General features: G+C 33.6%; 17 protein-coding genes. 1 reads left to right on the top strand and 16 read right to left on the bottom strand.

From position 1 onward, the window contains the following. Nucleotides 1-156: 156 nt before the first annotated feature. The 16 genes from ACSQ2E_RS11240 to ACSQ2E_RS11165 form a co-directional block, all read right to left on the bottom strand. Complete coding sequence (locus ACSQ2E_RS11240) at nucleotides 157-4,860, bottom strand: DEAD/DEAH box helicase (protein WP_435990612.1); 4,704 nt, start codon at nucleotides 4,858-4,860, stop codon at nucleotides 157-159. Between the two features lie 262 nt (nucleotides 4,861-5,122). Next, on the bottom strand, nucleotides 5,123-5,521 hold the full coding sequence (locus ACSQ2E_RS11235; RefSeq protein WP_435990611.1) for a hypothetical protein: 399 nt from the start codon (nucleotides 5,519-5,521) through the stop codon (nucleotides 5,123-5,125). Nucleotides 5,522-5,864: 343 nt separating this feature from the next. Further along, on the bottom strand, nucleotides 5,865-6,803 hold the full coding sequence (locus ACSQ2E_RS11230; protein ID WP_435990610.1) for a DNA/RNA non-specific endonuclease: 939 nt from the start codon (nucleotides 6,801-6,803) through the stop codon (nucleotides 5,865-5,867). A 156-nt stretch (nucleotides 6,804-6,959) separates the two neighbouring features. Further along, on the bottom strand, nucleotides 6,960-7,235 hold the full coding sequence (locus ACSQ2E_RS11225; protein WP_435990609.1) for an AbrB/MazE/SpoVT family DNA-binding domain-containing protein: 276 nt from the start codon (nucleotides 7,233-7,235) through the stop codon (nucleotides 6,960-6,962). A 191-nt stretch (nucleotides 7,236-7,426) separates the two neighbouring features. Then, on the bottom strand, nucleotides 7,427-8,248 hold the full coding sequence (locus tag ACSQ2E_RS11220; RefSeq protein WP_435990608.1) for an ATP-dependent DNA ligase: 822 nt from the start codon (nucleotides 8,246-8,248) through the stop codon (nucleotides 7,427-7,429). 379 nt (nucleotides 8,249-8,627) lie between these two features. After that, complete coding sequence (locus ACSQ2E_RS11215) at nucleotides 8,628-12,299, bottom strand: AAA family ATPase (protein ID WP_435990607.1); 3,672 nt, start codon at nucleotides 12,297-12,299, stop codon at nucleotides 8,628-8,630. A 1,156-nt stretch (nucleotides 12,300-13,455) separates the two neighbouring features. Further along, nucleotides 13,456-14,043: a hypothetical protein gene (locus tag ACSQ2E_RS11210; RefSeq protein ID WP_435990606.1), complete on the bottom strand. Its 588-nt coding sequence runs from the start codon at nucleotides 14,041-14,043 to the stop codon at nucleotides 13,456-13,458. A gap of 277 nt (nucleotides 14,044-14,320) precedes the next feature. Further along, nucleotides 14,321-15,226, bottom strand: a complete 906-nt coding sequence (locus ACSQ2E_RS11205; protein ID WP_435990605.1) for a WYL domain-containing protein — start codon at nucleotides 15,224-15,226, stop codon at nucleotides 14,321-14,323. 161 nt (nucleotides 15,227-15,387) lie between these two features. Further along, complete coding sequence (locus ACSQ2E_RS11200) at nucleotides 15,388-15,657, bottom strand: sigma factor-like helix-turn-helix DNA-binding protein (protein WP_435994499.1); 270 nt, start codon at nucleotides 15,655-15,657, stop codon at nucleotides 15,388-15,390. Nucleotides 15,658-15,979: 322 nt separating this feature from the next. Continuing rightward, complete coding sequence (locus ACSQ2E_RS11195; protein WP_435990604.1) at nucleotides 15,980-16,348, bottom strand: hypothetical protein; 369 nt, start codon at nucleotides 16,346-16,348, stop codon at nucleotides 15,980-15,982. 61 nt (nucleotides 16,349-16,409) lie between these two features. Then, a complete protein-coding gene (locus ACSQ2E_RS11190; RefSeq protein WP_435990603.1) occupies nucleotides 16,410-16,658 on the bottom strand; it encodes a hypothetical protein in 249 nt (82 codons plus the stop codon). Between the two features lie 57 nt (nucleotides 16,659-16,715). Beyond that, entirely contained in the window at nucleotides 16,716-17,561 is an 846-nt protein-coding gene (locus tag ACSQ2E_RS11185) for an SHOCT domain-containing protein (RefSeq protein WP_435990602.1), read from the bottom strand. 83 nt (nucleotides 17,562-17,644) lie between these two features. Continuing rightward, nucleotides 17,645-17,899 (bottom strand): hypothetical protein, encoded by a 255-nt coding sequence (locus ACSQ2E_RS11180; protein WP_435990601.1) that lies wholly within the window; start codon nucleotides 17,897-17,899, stop codon nucleotides 17,645-17,647. Then, complete coding sequence (locus tag ACSQ2E_RS11175) at nucleotides 17,892-18,230, bottom strand: YolD-like family protein (protein WP_435990600.1); 339 nt, start codon at nucleotides 18,228-18,230, stop codon at nucleotides 17,892-17,894. The genes ACSQ2E_RS11180 and ACSQ2E_RS11175 overlap by 8 nt, the downstream gene beginning before the upstream one ends. A 109-nt stretch (nucleotides 18,231-18,339) precedes the next feature. After that, the gene (locus ACSQ2E_RS11170; protein WP_435990599.1) at nucleotides 18,340-18,585 is read right to left on the bottom strand and encodes a hypothetical protein; all 246 of its coding nucleotides are present in this window, start codon (nucleotides 18,583-18,585) and stop codon (nucleotides 18,340-18,342) included. A 49-nt stretch (nucleotides 18,586-18,634) separates the two neighbouring features. Next, a complete protein-coding gene (locus tag ACSQ2E_RS11165; RefSeq protein WP_435990598.1) occupies nucleotides 18,635-19,378 on the bottom strand; it encodes a DUF4145 domain-containing protein in 744 nt (247 codons plus the stop codon). A 459-nt stretch (nucleotides 19,379-19,837) separates the two neighbouring features. On the opposite strand from ACSQ2E_RS11165, the gene ACSQ2E_RS11160 reads away from it, so the two are divergent. After that, the gene (locus ACSQ2E_RS11160) at nucleotides 19,838-20,233 is read left to right on the top strand and encodes a hypothetical protein (protein ID WP_435990597.1); all 396 of its coding nucleotides are present in this window, start codon (nucleotides 19,838-19,840) and stop codon (nucleotides 20,231-20,233) included. Nucleotides 20,234-20,283: the final 50 nt, after the last annotated feature.

Genomic DNA, 20,283 nt, shown 5'->3' with positions numbered 1-20,283 from the left:
ATCTATGCCATCATTGTACCAGCAGTTTTAGGGGATTTACCATATGCCGCCAACGTTTAATAAAATAAAAAATCGAGTATGAAACCTCTGATTTCATACTCGATTCCTATAAATTATTCTATCGCTTCTCCACAATGCATATTACTTTCTGTTGCTTTAATCCTCGATTTCTAGCGGAGGAAGACTATTTATTAAATCAACAGTTTGGATTGAAACATTAATAGCTGAGAGTAATAAATTAAATATATATTTATCATTTGGTGAATACCTATTTGGATCAAATACAATCTGACTATTCTTTTTTACTTCTAGTTTATATTGTTCCATGATCCATTCCATAGGGGTTCGACCATTTACTTTATATTGCTGTGCCTTTACAGGAATATCTTTAATTACAATATCTGTATTGAAGGTAATGCTAGACGTATCTCCTCTTTTAGTATATTTCATCTTTGTAACCTCGTAAGAAGGATTCGGATTTTTATAATCTATGTTTCCTTTATAAGGTTCAACATTTTCATAGTCGATATGGAGTTTTACCAATTTCTCACCAACTTCAGCATATTGCCAGAAGTCAGATGTATAAAGAATGCGAGGACTCTCTTTCATCAAATCGGCTCGGAACCTTTCTTGATAGTCCTTTGAACTTAATAAAGCATATACATAATAGAAAATAGAAAGTTTATTTATTGTATTATCATTATAATAACTCTGGAATTCAGATAAGGTTTTGTCTCTGATGTTTTCAAGTTTATTAGCGCTTTCATCAAACAATGATTCTTCATCTTCTTTTACAAAGTATAAAGGTATCGATTTATTATTAAAAAGTGTTTGGTAATCAGTTATCTGATTAGTCACTAAAACTGAAAATCCTTTATCTCCACCCATAAAATTCAAGAATAAATTGTTCTCTAAACCTTCACCAAACACTTTATTCCAAATACTCGGACGTTTTATTAGAGGCTTACTGTTGTATAAATATTTTTTTACAAATGGCCTGTATTGTATAACAGTAATTGCGTTTTGTTCATAGGTAATTTTTTCTTTTTTCTTCCACCGTTTTTTTAAATCATCAGACCAGTTAATTTTGGTTGAATCACTTAACAAATTCTTGGAATCAGTGACATTTTTAATTTGATCGTTAAAATTGGAAATTAAAACATTTACACTTTCCTCAAGCGTCTCAAGAGAATAGTTAGTCACCCATTCATCACGACTACTACCAAATCCAATTCCTCTTTTAATAAATACGCTATCCTCATCATCTGTAATAGGTTTGAGATGCATAAACTTATCGTCTCTTTGATTTATCCAATTATTGAAAGAGTCTGGGGTAATTCTCTCCCACTGAAGACTGTTAATTGATTTTTTGTCTTTAAGAATAGCTAGTTTTTCTTTTCTGTTTAGATAGTCACCAATGTCATTATAATAAATCTCATGGTTATTGCTACCATCTTTCACTAAAAGCGTAATAGCAACTCCTGTCCTACTACCAGAAGCAAAAATATTTCCTGCTTCTTTTTTTCTCTGTTCTCCCTGTGTTCTAGCATCCCCTCGTAAATTTAGAATATAAATATAGTTAAATTCTTCTTCATACCAGCATTTCCGTAAACCATCAGCAGTTATCCCATCTAGAAATCCACTGTTTGTAACAAAACCAATTACTCCAGATTCCTTTATTCTCTCAGAAGCCCATTTGAAGGAACGGATATATGAATCATATAAGTTATTCTTATTTTGTGCAGTAGAATATTTTGCATAACTATCTCTAATAAGACCATCTAAAATAGGGTACTTTTGATTTTGGTTATTGTCATTTTCACTAGATTGTTTAGCACTGTAAGGTGGGTTACCTATAATAGCAAATATAGGTTCCTTCTTTTGCTTCTCAAGTCGATAGTTATTTTCCTCAAATAACTTATCATTAAAAGAATTATCACTTTCAGTACTTTCGAATGTATCGGTCATTACAATACCTTCAAAAGGAACATAATCTCCTTCAATAATTGAGTGATAGGTTTCTTCTATATTGATGGCTGCAATGTAGTAAGAAAGCAACACAATTTCATTTGCATGGAGTTCTTGCATATATTTTCGAGCTAAGTCCTCTTTGGGTATTAATCCACTCTGCAATAGACGTGTCATAAAGGTTCCTGTTCCAGTGAAGGGATCAAGAATATGAACTCCTTCAGTAGAAATTGATTTTCCAAAGTACTTCTGAAGAATGTCCTCAACTGATTGGATTATGAAATCTACTGCTTCCACTGGAGTAAAGACGATCCCCAATCTCTCTGTTGTATCTTTAAAACCAACTTTAAAAAATTTATCATAAAGCTGTATAATGATTTTTTGTTTTGCTTCTAAATTGTCAATTCCTTCTGCTCGAGTACGAACACTTTCATAGAAATCTTCTAATTTCTTTTGTTCTTTCATAAGACCTTGTTTATCTAAAATGTTTAGAATCTCTTCCATAGAATGCGACACTGGGTTATTGTTCACGAAACTATATGAATTAAATAAAGCTTCAAATATTGGCTTTGTAATTAAATGTTGAGATAACATTTCAATTGCTTGTTGTTCTGAAATTGAGTCATTAATATTATGATGGAGGCTGGTGACAAACTTTTTGAATTCTTTATAAGCATCACTATCTTTATCCTCTAACATGATGTTAATTCGCATAATATGCTTACGAGCAATATCTGCGACATCCTCTGACCACTGCTCCCAATAACGAACATTTCCAACCTTATTCACTATTTTTCCATAAATCGCTTTTTCTAAATCAGTTAGTTCTTCTTCTGATAGGTTGAAGGCCATTTGTTCAGATTCTCTTGAAGGTGTTTCTAAATTTCCATCTGGTGCATCTCCTACACCTATAATTTGAACCTGATTTGGTTTCTTTTTATTCAGTTCTAATTTGTTTATAGTGGCATCAAAACGCTCATCTAGAGAACGTAAGGCATTTAAAACTTCCCATACAACTCGATATTTTTCATTATTATCAAGGGCAGTATTTGCGTCTACACCTGCTGGAACACCAATAGGTAAAATAATATAGCCATAATCTTTTCCAGGAGCTTTCCTCATGACCCGCCCCACTGCTTGAGCAATATCAATTTTGGATCGCCGAGGTTTTAAAAACATAATAGCATCCAAATCTGGTACATCGACACCTTCTGTTAAAAATCGAGCATTAGATAGTACGCGGCATGTGTAGTCCGGCACTTCACTTTTCAGCCAATTTATTTTTTCATTTTTTTGCACTGCATTCATTGAACCATCTGCATGTTCAATTTCAATAGAAAATGGATTCGAATAGTCATCTTTTTCATGTATATATTCTTCAACAACTCTAGAAAACATATCTGTTATCAGCTTAGAATCTCTAATTGTACCAGTAAAGGCAATAGCTCTTTTCATTGGAGCGCCTAGTGTTTGATTTGTATTTCCGTTTCTTTTAACCAAACCATTCCAACAACCGATGATTTTTGTAACATCATCAAATTCCAATTCAGTCTCATTCGCCAACATTTGCTGGAATCGACGAGCAATCACTTCTTCATCTACAGCTAGAACCATTACCTTATAATCAGTTAAAATATCGTTTCGAATCGCATCTCCAAAGCCAATCCGATAAAATTCCTCTCCATATATTTCTGGATCGTTCATGTCTGCGATTAAAACAGACTTCTCAGCTGCTTTCTCCTTAGCATCTTCTCCATATACACGAGGTGTTGCGGTTTGATAAAGACGTTTCTTTGCTCTTACCTTATCGTTACTATGTACCTTTGTAAAAGCAGAGGCTTCTTTATTTAGTTCTGTTGCACCTGTTGTACGATGGGCTTCATCACATACAATTAAATCGAATTCGTAAAATCCACCTTGCTGTGCCTCAATAATGACATCAAGAGACTGATAAGTAGAAAATACAGTAATAAATTCTGTAACACGGTTGCTATTTTCGATTTGTTCTTGATACTTTAAAAGTTTACTTGCATCAGTTGTTGCAGGATAACCTAAATCAGCTGCAGCAATATCTTCTAACTCGTTTCCTGCATTTTCTTTTGTTACTTTACGGTCAGAACAGACAGCTATTGAATCCATGTTGTAATCAATATCTGCATTCCAACTTCGTAACGTTTGAGAAAGTAATTGAATACTGGGTACTAAATACAATACCTTGAATACCCCATTCTTTTCTTTTGCCATTTCCTCAGCTATAGCCATAGAAGTATATGTTTTACCGGTACCTGGAGCCATAATAAGCTTTCCTCGATCTGCTTTTTGAAACCCATCTATTACGGCCTTGATTGCTGGTTTTTGATGTATTCTAGGTGTTTTTCTTTCTTTTAGAACGACTTCTTTGGGTTCTCTAAAAGAGTATGCTGACCAATCTATACGACTATCCGCAAGGTCAGATAAAGAAATACGCATAATATCCTTATTACGGAATTTGAGAGCCTCATCTGCGTTTTTACTCCATTTATCTGTAGTAGTTACAATTAATCCTTCCGAATAATAATTTTTTCCAATTTCATTTAAAAAAGAATCAATATGTCTTTTTTGAATAATTGTGTCTTTTGAGTAGAATTTACACTGGACCGCAACTAATTCGTTTGTGTCTCTTTTCTTAGCTACTAGATCCACGCCTGTATCAAATTTTGGAATATTATATTCTTGAGGCACTTCACTAAGAGTCCATACAGCATCAAATAAGCGGGCATATACAGGTTCTGTTTTTAAGTATGCAGCAACTAATAGTTCAAATAGAGTTCCTCTATCACGTTGCTCATGTTTTTTTTCGTCAATTTCTTTTATTAATGTTAAGAAACTTTTATGATTTTCCAAATCTTTCACCTATCTTTCCTTGAATTACTACACTCTCCTCATTATAACAATCATAACTATTTTCGATAAGAGTTAAAACGTGGGCTTACCCATTTTATTTTCAACAACTTATTCTTAGGGAGAAAGTTGCCTTATCCCTATAACATTTAAATCTCTTGTTCAATTAAGCTTAGTAATGCAAAAAAAGCCCACAAAAATACTGCGGGCTTTCAAATCTGGATTCATACCGTCGTTCTTATCAAATATAAATTTTCTTGAATACAGGTATATACTAATTGTCTTTATTCAATGCATCTCTCAAATTTTTTATAAAAGAATATGGTGAATTAGCAGAACCAGAATACGGAAGAAAAGCAAATTCTGGCTTACCTGCCGAATCTAATTCAATTCTTGCAGTAGCGGTTTTTTTACCACTAGCAGACTTAAAACAATACTCCAATGCGTTACCAACAATTTCTGCTTTCAAGCCTCTATCTGTATTTGTGGCAATCTCATTTAATTCACTTTCCTTGAGTCCAGCAAAGGTCTTTTCTAGATTAGTTGCAGAATTAGAAACAGCTTGTGTTATGTCAGAAACCAAGCTAGATGACCTTTTCCCCTTTATTAGAGCATAACCAAGAAGTGCTGCTGCCGGAATTATTAGAGGCTTAATAACTTTTGACATTTCCATATCGACATCTACCCCAATTCTAATTTAATCAATGTTACAAGTCATAAGAGAACAAATTCTTCAGCGGACTTGTATACAGTTCCAAATTCATCACTACTTTACTGACAATTATATCAAAATTCTCAATTTAATTTATTACTTACAACTTTAGTTAAACAAGAATATAATCCATGTTATACGAACTATAACGCTATATAGTTCGTATATACCCATTAAACTCTTCAAGCAGAAAGAAAGAAGTCCAATACATTTTGGACTTTTCATACATTTAGATTAATTATATTTATCAATTTTTCAGATGAACTTTTCTAGTGAATAATCTCCTTGTTTACGCAGCAAATGTTTACTCACCCACTAGTCCATCACCATCGCGATCGTCCATATATTTATAGAGCCAATGATCACTTGTGATTGGCATACTGAAACCGGCTGCTTTTGCTTCTTTAATTGTCACCTGTCCATTACCGTTTGTATCGACACTGGAAACATCACCGTTTGTGTTTGAACTAGTTTGTTCGGAGGACTCACTGTCCGTTAAACCGAGTGATTCGTTTACTTCATCAGGGTTCACATTGTCAAATGTATCAATGATCTCGTTACCGATTAAGGTATAGGTATATTGGTAACTTGAAGGAATCTGCGTTTTCGTATCTGGATATGTGATAATTGCTTCAAAGTCCGTTGCCCCGCCTGCGTCACGAATCACTTTTTCCATATACGCCTGGTCTCCGTGCCGATTAAGCGTGCTTTCCTGCGGGGTAATATTGTAGGCGTTCGATACCCCGCCTAAAGAATCCGCGATGACATGCCCTTCATCCAAAACATTACTTTCGACACCAGGAACCTTTGCCTCATCAGAGTAGTATCTGCCAGAAGATAATACAGGTTCGTTACTATCATCTTGTAGAATGATTTCGTCAGCAATTACACGCACTAGTTGTCCGTATTCATTAGTAAATGCCCAATATTCCCGGTCCCCATATCCAATGTCAACGACGACGTTAGGTTCACGATAACCAGACAAATCGCCACCATCAACTTCAATAAGTTCGTATCCCGAGAACAGCTCTTCCTTTGGTTGAGTTGGCGTTTCTTCCACTTCTGGCTCATCGACAACCTTAGTTACAGTTTCTTCTTTTTCACTATCTTTATTTGTATTAATTGTCGTTACTTCTTGAACAGCTGTTTCTACATCTGTATTGGATGCATCTTCTGCGTTGGTACAACCAACCATAAAGATCAACGTTAAAAGGAATATTAAATAGTTCATTTTCTTTTGCATTTTACGACTCTCCTATAATAGCTTCATGGTGTTCATTCTAAAAATCCTGGAAGGTTAACATTAATAAACTGATGTGATACACCTTGTTAAGATCGTTATGCAACTGAAAGCCTTCAATCTTGGAGGAATGGGGGGTTCTTTGGTGTGTATCAGGACTTACTTAAAAGTTCCTTGGATTTCTTTCATGAGAGTTGTCGCACCTTCTCGACTTATGTACAAATCACTCCTAGATAGTTTGATGTTATCCTCAGATACCACGCCCGTTATGAAACAAGACATTTCAGGCTTGAACTTTTGCAAAATTACTCTTTCACCATCCACAAAGATCTCCATAGAATCCTTTTCTTCAATATTTAACGTGCGACGTAACTCTTTGGGAATAACTACTCTGCCTAATTCATCTACTTTTCGAACTATACCAGTGGATTTCACTCCTGCTCCTCCTTTTGTTTAAACCTTACATTAATTGTAAATTAACAAGAGAAAATTACAACATTATTTTACAATAAAATACAAAAAGATCTCAGTTGAGGAATGAGTCCTTATTAATCTTTCTATTGGCAAACTAGACTCTTGTGAAGAATAAAATATGTCTTTAATTTCAAAATTAAAAGAGCTAGCCATTACAGCCAACTCACAAAACTCGGCAAACGAAGCAGTCCACCACTAGTTATATTACGGTATTTGACCCGACACTTAATCGGCTCTATATAAACGAGATCTTCTCGTTCTTCCTTAATCTTATTCCCGTAGACTTTTGCTCTTTCTTTCACCGGCACCCCTAGTTCCATAATTCCCTGGGGCTTGCCTGCTTCATCAGCGAGCAGCCAGCCAAACTCTGACTTACGAAAACCAGTCACTAGTACATCGACAATCTGATAATTAATTACCTTCAACCACGAATGACTTCTCTTTCCGACTTCATATAATGACCCTTTTCTTTTCAGCACAATTCCTTCAAGAGCTTGCTGACAAACCGCATCATAATAAGCTGGACCGTTACCCTCAATAAACTGCACTTTTGATACTGCCCCAGTGTTATTAGTAATAATACCTTCCAACAATTCCTTACGATTAAGCAACGGTAAATGAGTAGTTCCGCTGCCGGCTGATTGCAGTAAGTCAAATGCAACAAAACTGACTGGCGTTTGGTCCTTACCGCTCATAAAACGAGCCATTGTCCGTTCGAAATCTGGCTTGCCTTCACTGTCAGTGACAATCAGCTCGCCATCTAATATTGTGCCAGGTTGTAAGTCTTTTGCCCCAGCAACTAGCTCAGGAAAGCGGTTAGTAACTTCGTTATTATGTCGGGTATATAAACGGACCTTGCCAAATAAATCTTTCGTATATATTAAGCGAATTCCATCAAGCTTCAGTTCAGTAATATAATCTTTTGAATCAAATGGCTCATCAGCTTTGTGTAATAACATTGGCGAGATAAACACTTCACAACACCTCGTGCTAATTTTATCACGATACGGAGTTCCGTAGGTTAGTAGAATGATGGTAAATTAAATCTTTCTAGATACCTAGCTACAGTATTATCCTTCTTCCGTGAGTTATAAAGCGAAACGATACCTATAACCGATGTTATATGTACTACACCTGTTTTAATGCTTAATGAAACCCTTTAATTAGAAAGAAGTCCAAAACCTTTGGACTTCTTTCTAATTAAGTATTTACGTTTATCAAGTTTTCACAATATAGTACTTATTGTTTTCCTGTAAATAATATGGTTGTACTACGCAGCAAAAATTCTGTTAAAATATCAGCTACCTACTCAAAGCTGTTCTTCTTTATAGCAGAGTGGGGGTTGGGAATAAATCAACTATTTTTTATCCAAGTTTGAATTTTACTCTCTATTAATGTTGCATCCAAACTTCCGTCTAATCCATCCTCTGTGATTATCAAATTTCCAAGAGTTTCTGAAATTCCCATACTTTCATAATTTGCCCTTTTCTCATCCCAGTGCTTTTTATATGATTCATTCCTTAGCATTCCAAGGTGTTCTAAATAAGCAGTACTGCCTTGGTAGCGTAGAGTGAAATCAGGAATATAGGTTTTACCATTGACATCCATTGGTTCTTCATAGGAATATTCAATTTTCATCTTATCGAGAATGTTGGCCACAATTACTTCGGACTTTGATCTTACCATTTCACCACGAATCGTTTTATGGATCAATTTTTCCTCAAAGTACCGTTTTTGCTTCCCAGACTCTATCTCAATGATGTTTGGAACTTCAAACAAGTCAGTATATCGTTGTTTGGTATCCGAGTACCAGTCATTCGCATATTGGACTAATTCTTGAGTTGACAAATCACTTAACACAATTAGTTTTTCTCTTTGACGTGAAAAAGCAGTATACAAAAGTTCTTTTGTAACAAATGAACTTTTCCCATTTATGACTACTATGGTTTTACCAAAACTGGAACCCTGTGATTTGTGAACTGTAAGGGCATAAGCTAGTTCTAACTTAGAGTCGCTATTATCACCACCAAATTCAGATTTAGTGTATGAAAATACTCTTCCTTCAAACGAGCCAAAACGGAACTTATACCAACTAGTATTCTTATCGTTTTTGCCATATTGGCTTGGGTAACCCACCATGATACCAATTTCACCATTTGCAATGTATGCTTTTCCCGATGAGCCATCCCAGTAATTCTTCTCACCATTCACATTAGAAATCACTTTATCTCCGTAAACGATATTTTGTACAGATTGGGGACTGTTTTTAGTCCATGGATAGGTATTCCATTTCTCGACAATGTCTTGACGATATTTTTGGTGAAGTTGATTATTCAAATAATAGCTCCCTGCACCAACGAATTTAGTTGGAGATAGAATTTGCCAATTTTCTATAAGTTCACTAGTCGGATACTTTGTATATTTTTCTACAGTAGCTCCCAAACTTTTATTAAAGCCATCAATGTCATCTATATTTGTCATATCCGTAGTTTCTACCAATTCTTCAAGGAATACTTTTTCTAACTCGTCTAAATCAGTGTATTGAATATATTTTAGACGATTATCTGTTTGATTGTTTTGCATACGGTAAATTACATCTTTATCGATTGAATCCGAATTAGAGAATATTTGAGCAAATGATAAGTCATCACCACCTGATCCCTGCCTCATCTCAGTTTTCAACGTTGCCACCTGTTCAGGATGAACAACCTTTAAATAATTGATCAAATCGACAAATGGTCGCCCTGCTCCTATTGGAGGTAATTGATTTGGATCTCCTATAAAGATGATTCTCTCTGCATGAGAATCAACAAGCTTTAGTATGCCAGCAAACATATCTTCAGTCAGCATTGAACTTTCATCGATAATAACTGTCTTGGCAAAATTCGAACTAGGTTTGCTTGAAATCTTGTAAGTCATGGTATTCCAACTGAAACCTTCCGAACGAATTAAAAATTGTGCTATAGTCATAAACTCTGCTTCAACACTATTCTTCTTAAATGAATTCTCAAGTTGAACTCTTGCTTTGCCCGTGGGAGTCAATGCTAATACTCCACCTTCTTTAATTTCTTCAGAAGAAGCTAAAATCCCCAATGCTGAAGTTTTACCTGTACCGGCTCTTCCCAATAGGATTGATATCTTAGATGATTCAAGAATCTTTAACGCTGTCGCCTTTTCCTCACGAGCCAGTTGATCGTTTTCTTCATTATTTTCTTGCAGTTCACCAAATTGATCGTCAATAATTTTTCTCCAGTTTTGTACACTCGAAAAACTAGTTCCTAAACGGCTATTTATTATATCTACTACCAATTGTTTATAATCTTGAAATTCTTTCAGTTTGATGTATGTATTCTCCTCATCAACGTGCAATTCACCTTCCTGCAAGAACTCTAAAATACCTTCAATCTTTTCTGTTTGAAAATCCGTTTTTTGATCTAATGGTAATTTGTTAATTTCTTCAACAATTTGATCATAGCTGAGTAAAGTATGGCCTTGATTTGCGGCTTGAACTAAAACAAATAATACCATAGCTCTAAATCGGCGTTTATCACTTTTAATTCTCATTTTGGTTGGTCTTTTAAGAGGATACTTATTTTCCACCAAAGGATTCACAAACATTGCATTGTCGATTTGAGAAATAGTAACTTGATGAATGTCCTTTTCTTTTCGTGTAAGTTCGTATAATAGGTAGGGGTTCTCAATAATTTCTGCTGCATAATTTTTCAGGTTACGCCAAGCAAAGATAGATTGTTCAACAGATAGATTCAATCGAGACAAAAGTTCGAAGTATCGAGTTTTGTTTTCATCCCTTAGTAAACCAGAAAACTCATCCTCTTTGTCAGCCAAACTGTCATCCAGTTTTTCGTTGCCTGTTTCTTTGTCCCCAGAAAAAAATAAATTCAATTCAGAGATCAAGTCGTTTTCAGAAGTATCAACATGATGAGCAACATCGAAACCATGCCTTACACCGAAAGCCGATAAAATCGAACCCAATCCTGGGAAAAAACCACGTTGATTCCATACGCTTTTTAATTGAATATCAATATATTCAAGTTGAACATTTACCCATTCATGATTGGCTTCTTTCAGCTTGAGTTTGGCTATATTTTTCAATGCCGTTTTCGCTTGATTCAGCACATCAATAGCCGCATCGTAGCTGACCCATTCAGCTGCATATGAAAATTCCGATCTAAAACCTGCCGCTTCAAACAATGTGACACTTGAAACATCAAAATCTGGATGCTTTTTTGCATACTCGGAAATTTCAAGATAGGGCATTAAGAAGCCATTTTTCCCATCATTTCTTATTGAATGAGCTGCATTTGTCTCCCAAATGTAGTTTTTTTCGTCACTGCTTTCATCAGAATCATACTCATGAAGTTCTACCTTTGATACTATATTTCCTATTCCTGCAATTACACGTCGATTATCCTCGATAAATGGAACTTGCTTATAATATGGAAAAATTAATGAGTTGTGCGGATTTACACCAGAAAAGAAGTAATCGAAAATCCCTTTTTGAGATTCTCCATGAGAAACCCAGGCGCTTGGCCAGCTCAACATTTGTTCTGTTTTTTCTAAGTCAAAATAAAAATTGTAATACTTTTGTTTTTCATGGGCATTATCCATTAGTGTCCATGAAAAAGGGCGCAATAAGAATGAATATGGGTCCATATCAAAAGTTGTTTCTACGAAATGCTGAAACTTCGGATTTTTTCCGTTTTTATATGGGTGATTCATTTTAAGTTCGAGCTTGGTATCACTCATGAACGCAGCATTCTCTGTAATCCAGCTTTGCATTTTTACTGAGCCTACTTGTTCGTAACTATTACCTTTATTCGTAACCTCAAACTCCAAGTCCCGATTTGATGCAATATTGGGGATTACTTGAGCAGCAACATTATACTTAGGATCATTGTCAATTCGCCCAGTATAATCATTATCCTTCCACGGAATTCTGGTTGAAAAATGTTGTACATAGTTCGTTTGTGGTATATCTTTCTTTTCTTTATCTAATTGGAACATTAGCCCTCTCCTCCTAAACCTCTATCACATAGTACTTGCCGTTATCGCAAATCGGTCTCCCAACTCTTTCTCTTCAATAGTCTTGTTGAATTAAAATATTTGACCATAAGCCGCATACTCTACAGGTTCTCTTTAATAAATTCCCACATATATACTCAGTAACCTAAATCTTTATCTCCATTATAATTGATACTAAAACTCACTGTTCTTACCACCAATTTTACAGTTAATACTATGATTTGCACGAATCTTATAATGGTTTTTTGCAAATTTTTTACGACTTTAATACATCAGTTCATTATTTAATTTATTGCTTTTCTCTATAGATTAACTTTCATATATTGGAATATGTTTCTATTATAAATGAATTTGGTAAAAATTTGTGGTGAAAAACAGAAAAATAGGCCGACTTGAATATCACTTCAAATCAGCCTCAGTTGGTAATTAATCTATTCCACATTGTATTCTTTTTCCGTTCAATCCGCGAAGGTAACAACAAGTTTACCACTTTCAAAAATGGAATTTAACGTCTTTAACTAAAATTTATTTCAAGTTCCGTGATGTGTGATGTGTTTTGTGTTTTCTGTAATGTCTGCCAACTGCCCCGCTCTCTATTACTCCAGCGAATCATCTAAATTCACCCAAGGTGCCTTAATATCATTCCAATTAGCAATCAAAGCGTTTCATGCCTTCATAAATGCTTGCTCAAGAACGGCTTCATCCACATGTCGGTGCCATATAACCTTGTACACCTTTCACTCGATATTGTCCCTGGCCGCTGCAATATTTTTTCGATATACAGGCCTGTCTTCCAGCACCTCTTCTTGTAAAAGATCTTAATTGCATGTTCCACAAGTTTATTTTCTTCAAATGTATCTGATTCAGGTGAACATTTACACCTAATCCATCACTACTCCTGGATTTAATCTAATTCTTATAATCAATGTTACAAGAATAATGAACTTCAAAGGGTTGCTATATTAATTATCGAAGAGTTCGAGCAGGGAATTAATTTCTAATCTTAGCCAAACACCTAATTATTATAATGGTGAAACAGTTAAACGATATTAAGTGAAAACAATATAATTTTACTCCAGCTTAATCACAAAATTTTGCAAGTAGACTACGATTGACAACAACTTCTCAGAAACAATCTCTACTCTTTTAAATCTCTACTATTATTGAAATTTTCCAAAAATTTTATGTTCTTTTGTAAATCTAAACCTTCCTGATACGGTTTTAAACCTATATTAAACAGCCATCCAGTTTGAATTAAACCAATAAAAAATCCAAAAAATACAATAAAAGAAAAGATAAATAATACAATTGGATTAAAAGGCTCTGGAATACAAGTTATAAGGTAAACAAAAACAGATATTATGATATTAGTCAGTATTATTGTGACAGCGATCTTATACTCCTTTATATAAAATGCAGAAAAAATAAAATCTTCACTTGTTTTTGGTTGATGTAAAGATAAAATTATTGCTAGTCCTCCTATTAAAAAACCTAATAAACCAAAGAAACCAGCGCCAATCGCGATAATTAGATTTCTACTCAATTGAATATAATCACCTATCTCATTAGTATTATTAGGTAAAGTATAAAAGACAAAAACCAAAGAAATAAAACTGAGTAATAACGAATATAAATATACCTTCCTATTTATAGATTCGAGGAATTTAAAAATGTAATATAGAATCCTTAAATACTTTGCTCCTGATATTCTGGCATGTATTGACATTGATTACCTCCTATATATTTGGTTAAAATCTCAAAAAAAAAATTAACACGTAAGTGGAACAATGTATAACTGAAATCACAAAGCAAAACCATGGGTTAGTTTGCGTTCCTGGAGGTAAAATTTCTCAAGTAAACTGCCGTTAATCATGCACTCTTTACCCCTGACAGAGAGTCGAGTATCCTTCCAATCTAACACCTGTATTATTTGAAACTGTTTGCCTTTAAGAAGTAGTACGACTTCAATAGTCCCTAAAATACCTTGACCTAAATCACTCTAGTTAAAAGAAGAGATACTTCAAAATTATTAATATCGCTAATGCAAATAGCAATATTACGAAGATATTTTTGCTTTTTTTCTTTGCAAAAGAAGGCGGTTCATTTTTGAGATTTGACTGTCCTAACATAAGAAATTCCATAGGTTCAAATTCCCGAATAGGAAGACTTCTTGTATTATCATTCCAACCAAACTCTCCAGTTTGCCGGTAGTTACTTGCCTCTGTATCCACACCTCGAATTAAAAAAGTCATACCATTCTGGTGAGCAAATTCCTTTGCTCTCTCAAATTTAACTTGGTTTTGAGGGTCCACAATTTCTCCTGATAATTTAATTTCGATTATTTTTTTTGTTCCATCGATATAATAAACCAATATATCAGGGATATATGTTCTTATTTCATTATTGAAGGAGTATGAAATTTTGTAAGGTTCCATTTCAAGTTCAACAATTTCCTTCTGTAAATTTAATTCTGTTAGTACCCGTTCTTCTAATGGGCTTCTACAAGTTCCTGGTTTATTCATTTTAGAGAGCTTAATTTGTTTAGGATAATCCCTCTTACTCTCCATATCTTTTAACTTGAAACCTAAAGATAACAGTTCCTCCCCTTTGTCACTTGGCCATTTAAGGAATTCTATATTTCCATTCTCAAAACTAGAAAGATCTAAATCAGTTATAGGATATGGTGATAAGTCCCATTTCTCATTCAATTGTTTTCTTGAAGAAATTCGTGAAAGCTTAAAAATGCGTTGCTCCTTTCTTTGATGGCAAAACCCTGCAACATAAAGACTCTTATATTTAAAGTTATAAAATGAGAAAAGATAATAGGGTTCAATAATTCTTTCTAGGTCATTATAAATAATTCTAATTTTCCTATTTTCATTAATTACTTTTATAAAGGCATTTTTCATATTACCCTCCAGTCGGTACCTGTAAGAAAAATAATTGCATATCGGAGCTTTATAAAAAGATTATAATAATTTCCTGATGGAATCTGCATTTTTTTCACCAATTATTATTATGTTGTATACACATAATCGATGTTATAGGTTCTTCCTCAATACTTGGCTAATTAAAACTTAGTATTTACACTTAGAAATTCCACCAGTTTTCTTTCACTCTTATGAATTAATTGTCTTACCCTTTCAGGAGTGACCTCAATTATCTCAGCGACTTCCCTTAATTTTAGTGGAGTTCCATTTACACCATAAACCGAATCTAATACTATTTGCTCTCTTACAGGTAACACATATTTATTTTGCAAATAAACATTTATAAATCTCTTGTACTCTTCTGATTCGTTGTTATGTAGTATTGTGTAATATCTTTTCGAGGAACACATCTTTTCAGAATTTCTCATATAAATAAAATATAAAATATCTTCTTTTGTAATTTCCAGCTTAGTAGCACTCCTTCAGAAAATAAAATCTTGTAATACATACTTCGACATTTAATTAAAATTAACCTACATAATATGTAAAAAAGTGGCTACTAAGTTTCCTATTACCACTTTTTAAATTTGATCTATTTACTTTTTATTGCAACACAATTGGCTCTAAGTTCAATTATGTCTAAGGTTGCTACTTCCCAAATTTCTGATGAATCTAGATTGTCATAGTCAATTATTAGAGTATAACGAAAGCAAATTATCTTTCCCAAGTCGATTAGGTTGAAACATAGTTACACCTCCTAGTCACAAAACAACATAAATAAGTTGATTCATTTTGTATTTGGTCATCATCTTTAAGTAACCGTATCTTCCTATCCAATTGATCAATACGAGCCATAAGGGAATCTGCAAAATCACTGACAGTCATATCATCCAATTTGTAGGATTTTAAATTGGATGGATTGTTAGCAATGGATTCAAGTATTGATAACGCTGAGCAATAAATATTCTTCTTATTTACGGCAGATTGTGGGTTGTATTCGTCAAATGGCTGCAAGTTGTTTTCTTGAAGGTAAACAGTTAATTCATCTTGTGATAACTGAATACCTTTAGTTTCTAATTCAAGTCGTTGTAAGTTGTTCATTTGTTCATCTCCTTTGCAAAATAAAAACACCCTCAAGTTAATGAGCGTGTTTGATGATCGTTTATCTGTAAATATGTGTTGGAAAATCATTTAATACTAAGTAGTTTCCACATGATTTACAATCAATTCTTATTTCTTCGATTTCAGCAGTTACTTCATCTATTTCATCCACACTAGTATCATAATCCAATTCAATCTCGGACACCCTAAAATGATCTTCGATTTCACTTAGATTAGCGTGCTGACCTCGGGTAGTTGGTTGTAGTTCAACTATCGTATTACAATCTTCACAAATAACCTGAACCTTCATTTACTGATCACCTCCCTTCATCCTACTACTTTCGACACGAAGGGAGATATTTCCTTTTCATGACAACAATTTTTGTTTCTGCTGATTAAATTCTTCTTCAGTTAGAATACCTTCTTTAAATAGTTCTGAAAGTTTTCTAATTTCATCTAGGTTTGTCGTAGTGGATTGATTCATTACTCCATCTTTTTTATCTGCATGATTTATTAAATAGCTTATGAGATTGTGCCAATGAGTTACATTTTTGTTTGCCAATTTGTAAACTGACATATCTTTTTTTACACTATTTTCAAGAGACATGAACGTAATTCTATAAAAGGACTTCTTGGTGTCATTGACCACCACTTGCAATTGAATCTTTTTAACTTCTTGAGAAGAACTTTGAGACCCACTTAAACCACCAATTACTGCTCCTACCCCACCAGCAAGAACACCACCAAGTAATGCTCCACCTAGTTGACTTCTCCTTGATGTTGTAGTGATAGTTGCTCCATCTTCTAATATCTCTGATTGGAGTATTTCATTATAATTAAATACTTTATGATCATATTCATATTTGCTAAATGTAGTTGAAAGTTCCATATAGTTCTCGTGCTTATTTTCTATGATACAGAATTGCTTAGTTTGTTCATCAATCGCAATCAAGGATTCCATATTTGGCGAATAAAACTCTTGAGAGATATTGAAGTTCTCTAAACCTAATAAAATCTCTTTTATTTTCTGCTTCTGTTCATTTGCTACGTTTATCTTTCTTTTACTGTCTGCCCATAACCCGCCAAAACAACTCCCAGCGACACCTATAATACAGAACCAAATTAAACCACTGCTTATTTCTCCACTACTTGCAACTGAAAACAAAATAATTGCAAAAAATATTGCCCCAAGACACCCCACACCTAGAGCCATACAAAACCCCTCCAATTTTTAGATAGTAATATTTTACCACCTGAAAGAATGAAAGAGATCATATTTTTGGAAAATTTTAAAAATTATTTTAGTTCTATTTCAATTTGAAGTGAATCAACAAATTCACCGTCTTTTAAATTAAGTATGTACTCGTAGTCGTACAGGCGACCTCTGATAACTTTATCACCGTTGTCATCAAATAAAACATTGATCATACCCTTTTGTCTAACCATTTCCAGTAAAGGGAGAACGTTAAGATATTCTTTACTGAACAATATTTCTGGAAAGTCTCTTTTAACAAATGAAACCAACATTATTATCCCTCCTGATTTAATCATTGACCTCAACACCTATAATTTCATCAAAAGGAATCCTTTGTATGTACACTTCTTTAGTTTGTATATAGATACATTTCTTATATTTATCTAATCTGTTTATTCGTCCAACGAAGTCATCAATAAATCCTTCTCTCCAAACTTTCACATTCACAAAGTAAGCAAATTCCATTGCATAATGAATTTTGTTTTCAAATTCTTCAATTTGATAATTGTCAATTAGTGGCTTTTTCTGATAGTTCTGTTCTACTTCTAAATTTTTCAGCATTTGCGTATGTTCAGGCATAAAGTGAGCAGGCAGCCATTTAATCTTTCCTCTATCTATTAATGACATTTTTATTCCCTCCTTACTTTATTATAGAACATTTGTTCGCATTTTAAATATAAAAATAATAAAGAACAAGAATTTCCTCTCACCCTATACTATTTATACTTCTCAATATTTAATGTAATGGCACTTTTTTGAATAACAAGTTATATCTTTTAGTAACTTTATTGGACTTCGGACTTACTAAGACAGTTTTGTAATGGTAGTAGTTTATAAAGCATTCCACTTCACGATCAAACTGAGCCACTGATTGACCGATTACATTATCTAAAAACATTTGACCTTCTTCTCTTGAAAATTTTCTTGGCTCATCCTCAAGCAGTTCCCCAGTATCCCAACAAATAAAGTTTAATATATACAAAGAAACACCTCCTAATTACCTAATTCGACAATTGGAAGGTGTTTCCTTTTTATTCATCTGACTTTTCATCTTTTAAGAGTTTATGATTTTTCAATTCATAAATGTCATATAAAACCTTTTCAGTAATATCAAGGATTGAAATCATAGTATAGTAACTAGGGGTTTCCATTCTATGGACAGCATCATTTCCAAACTTAACTACCTTTTGAAGAATTAATGCTTGTGGAAAAATAATTAAATTTCTATCATACAGTTCAAATATCCTTCCACCTAAACTATCATGTTTTCTAATAATATCCTCTTCATCTGGAATTTTCGATCCATCTGGACGATACAAGTAACCTTTTTTGATTTTTAATTGAACACAGATACCTTCTATTAAAGTACGTAATCCAGCAGCACATAGAATATCATGTCCCATTTTTAAAGATTCAACAATTTGATTATATAGATTTTGAATGCTTTCAGGTGCATTTCTGAAGTCTTTTTTCTTTATTTTAAACATTTTGTCAAATAATTTACTTTCAACACTTTCTTTCTTTGGTTCTTCAGGATAAACAGTAAAGTCATCTACCCAAGCCCTCTGCCCATCTACATAATCCCATATGTCTTCATCACCATATTGATAAACAAAGCAAATGTTCTCACAGCCCATACATTGAACAATATGATACTCAGCATGCCAATGGAAATCATCTGTGCTGTTGCTTTCTTGAGAATAGGTAAGAAGAATATGGTGATTAGTTTTTTGTTTACATTTCGAACAGTAGACCTTTTCCCCAAGTTTTTTCAAGATACACACCCCTGTTAAAATTATTCCTGTATAAGTCTACCATTATTTTCTTGAGTGTGTAAAATGACATGCTAGGCGACTATTTTGATTACTTAGGGGTATCTTATCGGCTAATAATCTCACCGACTTCCTTTATTTTAGTGAAGTTCTCTTTACAACATAAACAGTATCTAATACTATATGCTCTCTTACAGGTAACATTTATTTACTTTTTAGATGATCATTTATAAACCTCTTGTACTATTCTCCTTCTTTGATATGTAGTGATTGGATCAAGGAGCTACTGAAATTAAAAAGGCGTATGAATCTGCTGAAAGGATAACTTGTTTTTCGGTAATAAGGTAATAGATTAAAAAATATATTTTATAAACTCAAAGTAATACCTCCAAATCGATATAATTATATAGTATAATAGAAATGGTATAATTTACATTTTTTGAAATATTTAGAGGTGAGATAATGAAGTATGATTTAAATACAATAAGAAAGATTACAGAGGAAAATTTATCTATTGTTCAAGTTGGCGAAATTTCAGCTGATTTACTTGGTACTCAATTAACGATGAAGGATGTTATTGTTACAATAGCACAAGAAGAAGTTTACTTTACATCAGAAATATTTGTTCACGATGGTCCAGGGGTGGATATGGATAATTTTTATCCAATAATGATGCATGAAACTACAAAAGAAACAATGATTGACTACGATTCACCGATAACATTTAAACCCAATATGAGATGGCCATTAGGTTTAGCCGTTCTTATTTATTTACACGACAATGCAAAAGGCATAAGACAAAATGCATTTTTGCAAAACTATAAAACAAAAACAATTGAGGTAGCTAATCAATCTTAATATTATTAATAAATATGAAAAGCGGTAATGAATCCAATATGATGGTTCTT

The organism is Rossellomorea sp. LjRoot5 (assembly GCF_964253455.1).
Classification (GTDB): domain Bacteria; phylum Bacillota; class Bacilli; order Bacillales; family Bacillaceae_B; genus Rossellomorea.
Note: the sequence above shows the minus strand (reverse complement) of the source record. Positions and strands in the feature narration are given on the sequence as shown.

What these genes read in the sequence shown, in the direction of transcription:
- ACSQ2E_RS11235 (WP_435990611.1), bottom strand. Translation starts at nt 5,521, where the DNA reads ATGGAAATGTCAAAAGTTATTAAGCCTCTAATAATTCCGGCAGCAGCA.
- ACSQ2E_RS11230 (WP_435990610.1), bottom strand. Translation starts at nt 6,803, where the DNA reads ATGCAAAAGAAAATGAACTATTTAATATTCCTTTTAACGTTGATCTTT.
- ACSQ2E_RS11215 (WP_435990607.1), bottom strand. Translation starts at nt 12,299, where the DNA reads ATGTTCCAATTAGATAAAGAAAAGAAAGATATACCACAAACGAACTAT.
- ACSQ2E_RS11210 (WP_435990606.1), bottom strand. Translation starts at nt 14,043, where the DNA reads ATGTCAATACATGCCAGAATATCAGGAGCAAAGTATTTAAGGATTCTA.
- ACSQ2E_RS11205 (WP_435990605.1), bottom strand. Translation starts at nt 15,226, where the DNA reads ATGAAAAATGCCTTTATAAAAGTAATTAATGAAAATAGGAAAATTAGA.
- ACSQ2E_RS11200 (WP_435994499.1), bottom strand. Translation starts at nt 15,657, where the DNA reads ATGTGTTCCTCGAAAAGATATTACACAATACTACATAACAACGAATCA.
- ACSQ2E_RS11195 (WP_435990604.1), bottom strand. Translation starts at nt 16,348, where the DNA reads ATGAACAACTTACAACGACTTGAATTAGAAACTAAAGGTATTCAGTTA.
- ACSQ2E_RS11190 (WP_435990603.1), bottom strand. Translation starts at nt 16,658, where the DNA reads ATGAAGGTTCAGGTTATTTGTGAAGATTGTAATACGATAGTTGAACTA.
- ACSQ2E_RS11185 (WP_435990602.1), bottom strand. Translation starts at nt 17,561, where the DNA reads ATGGCTCTAGGTGTGGGGTGTCTTGGGGCAATATTTTTTGCAATTATT.
- ACSQ2E_RS11180 (WP_435990601.1), bottom strand. Translation starts at nt 17,899, where the DNA reads ATGATTAAATCAGGAGGGATAATAATGTTGGTTTCATTTGTTAAAAGA.
- ACSQ2E_RS11175 (WP_435990600.1), bottom strand. Translation starts at nt 18,230, where the DNA reads ATGTCATTAATAGATAGAGGAAAGATTAAATGGCTGCCTGCTCACTTT.
- ACSQ2E_RS11160 (WP_435990597.1), top strand. Translation starts at nt 19,838, where the DNA reads ATGAAGTATGATTTAAATACAATAAGAAAGATTACAGAGGAAAATTTA.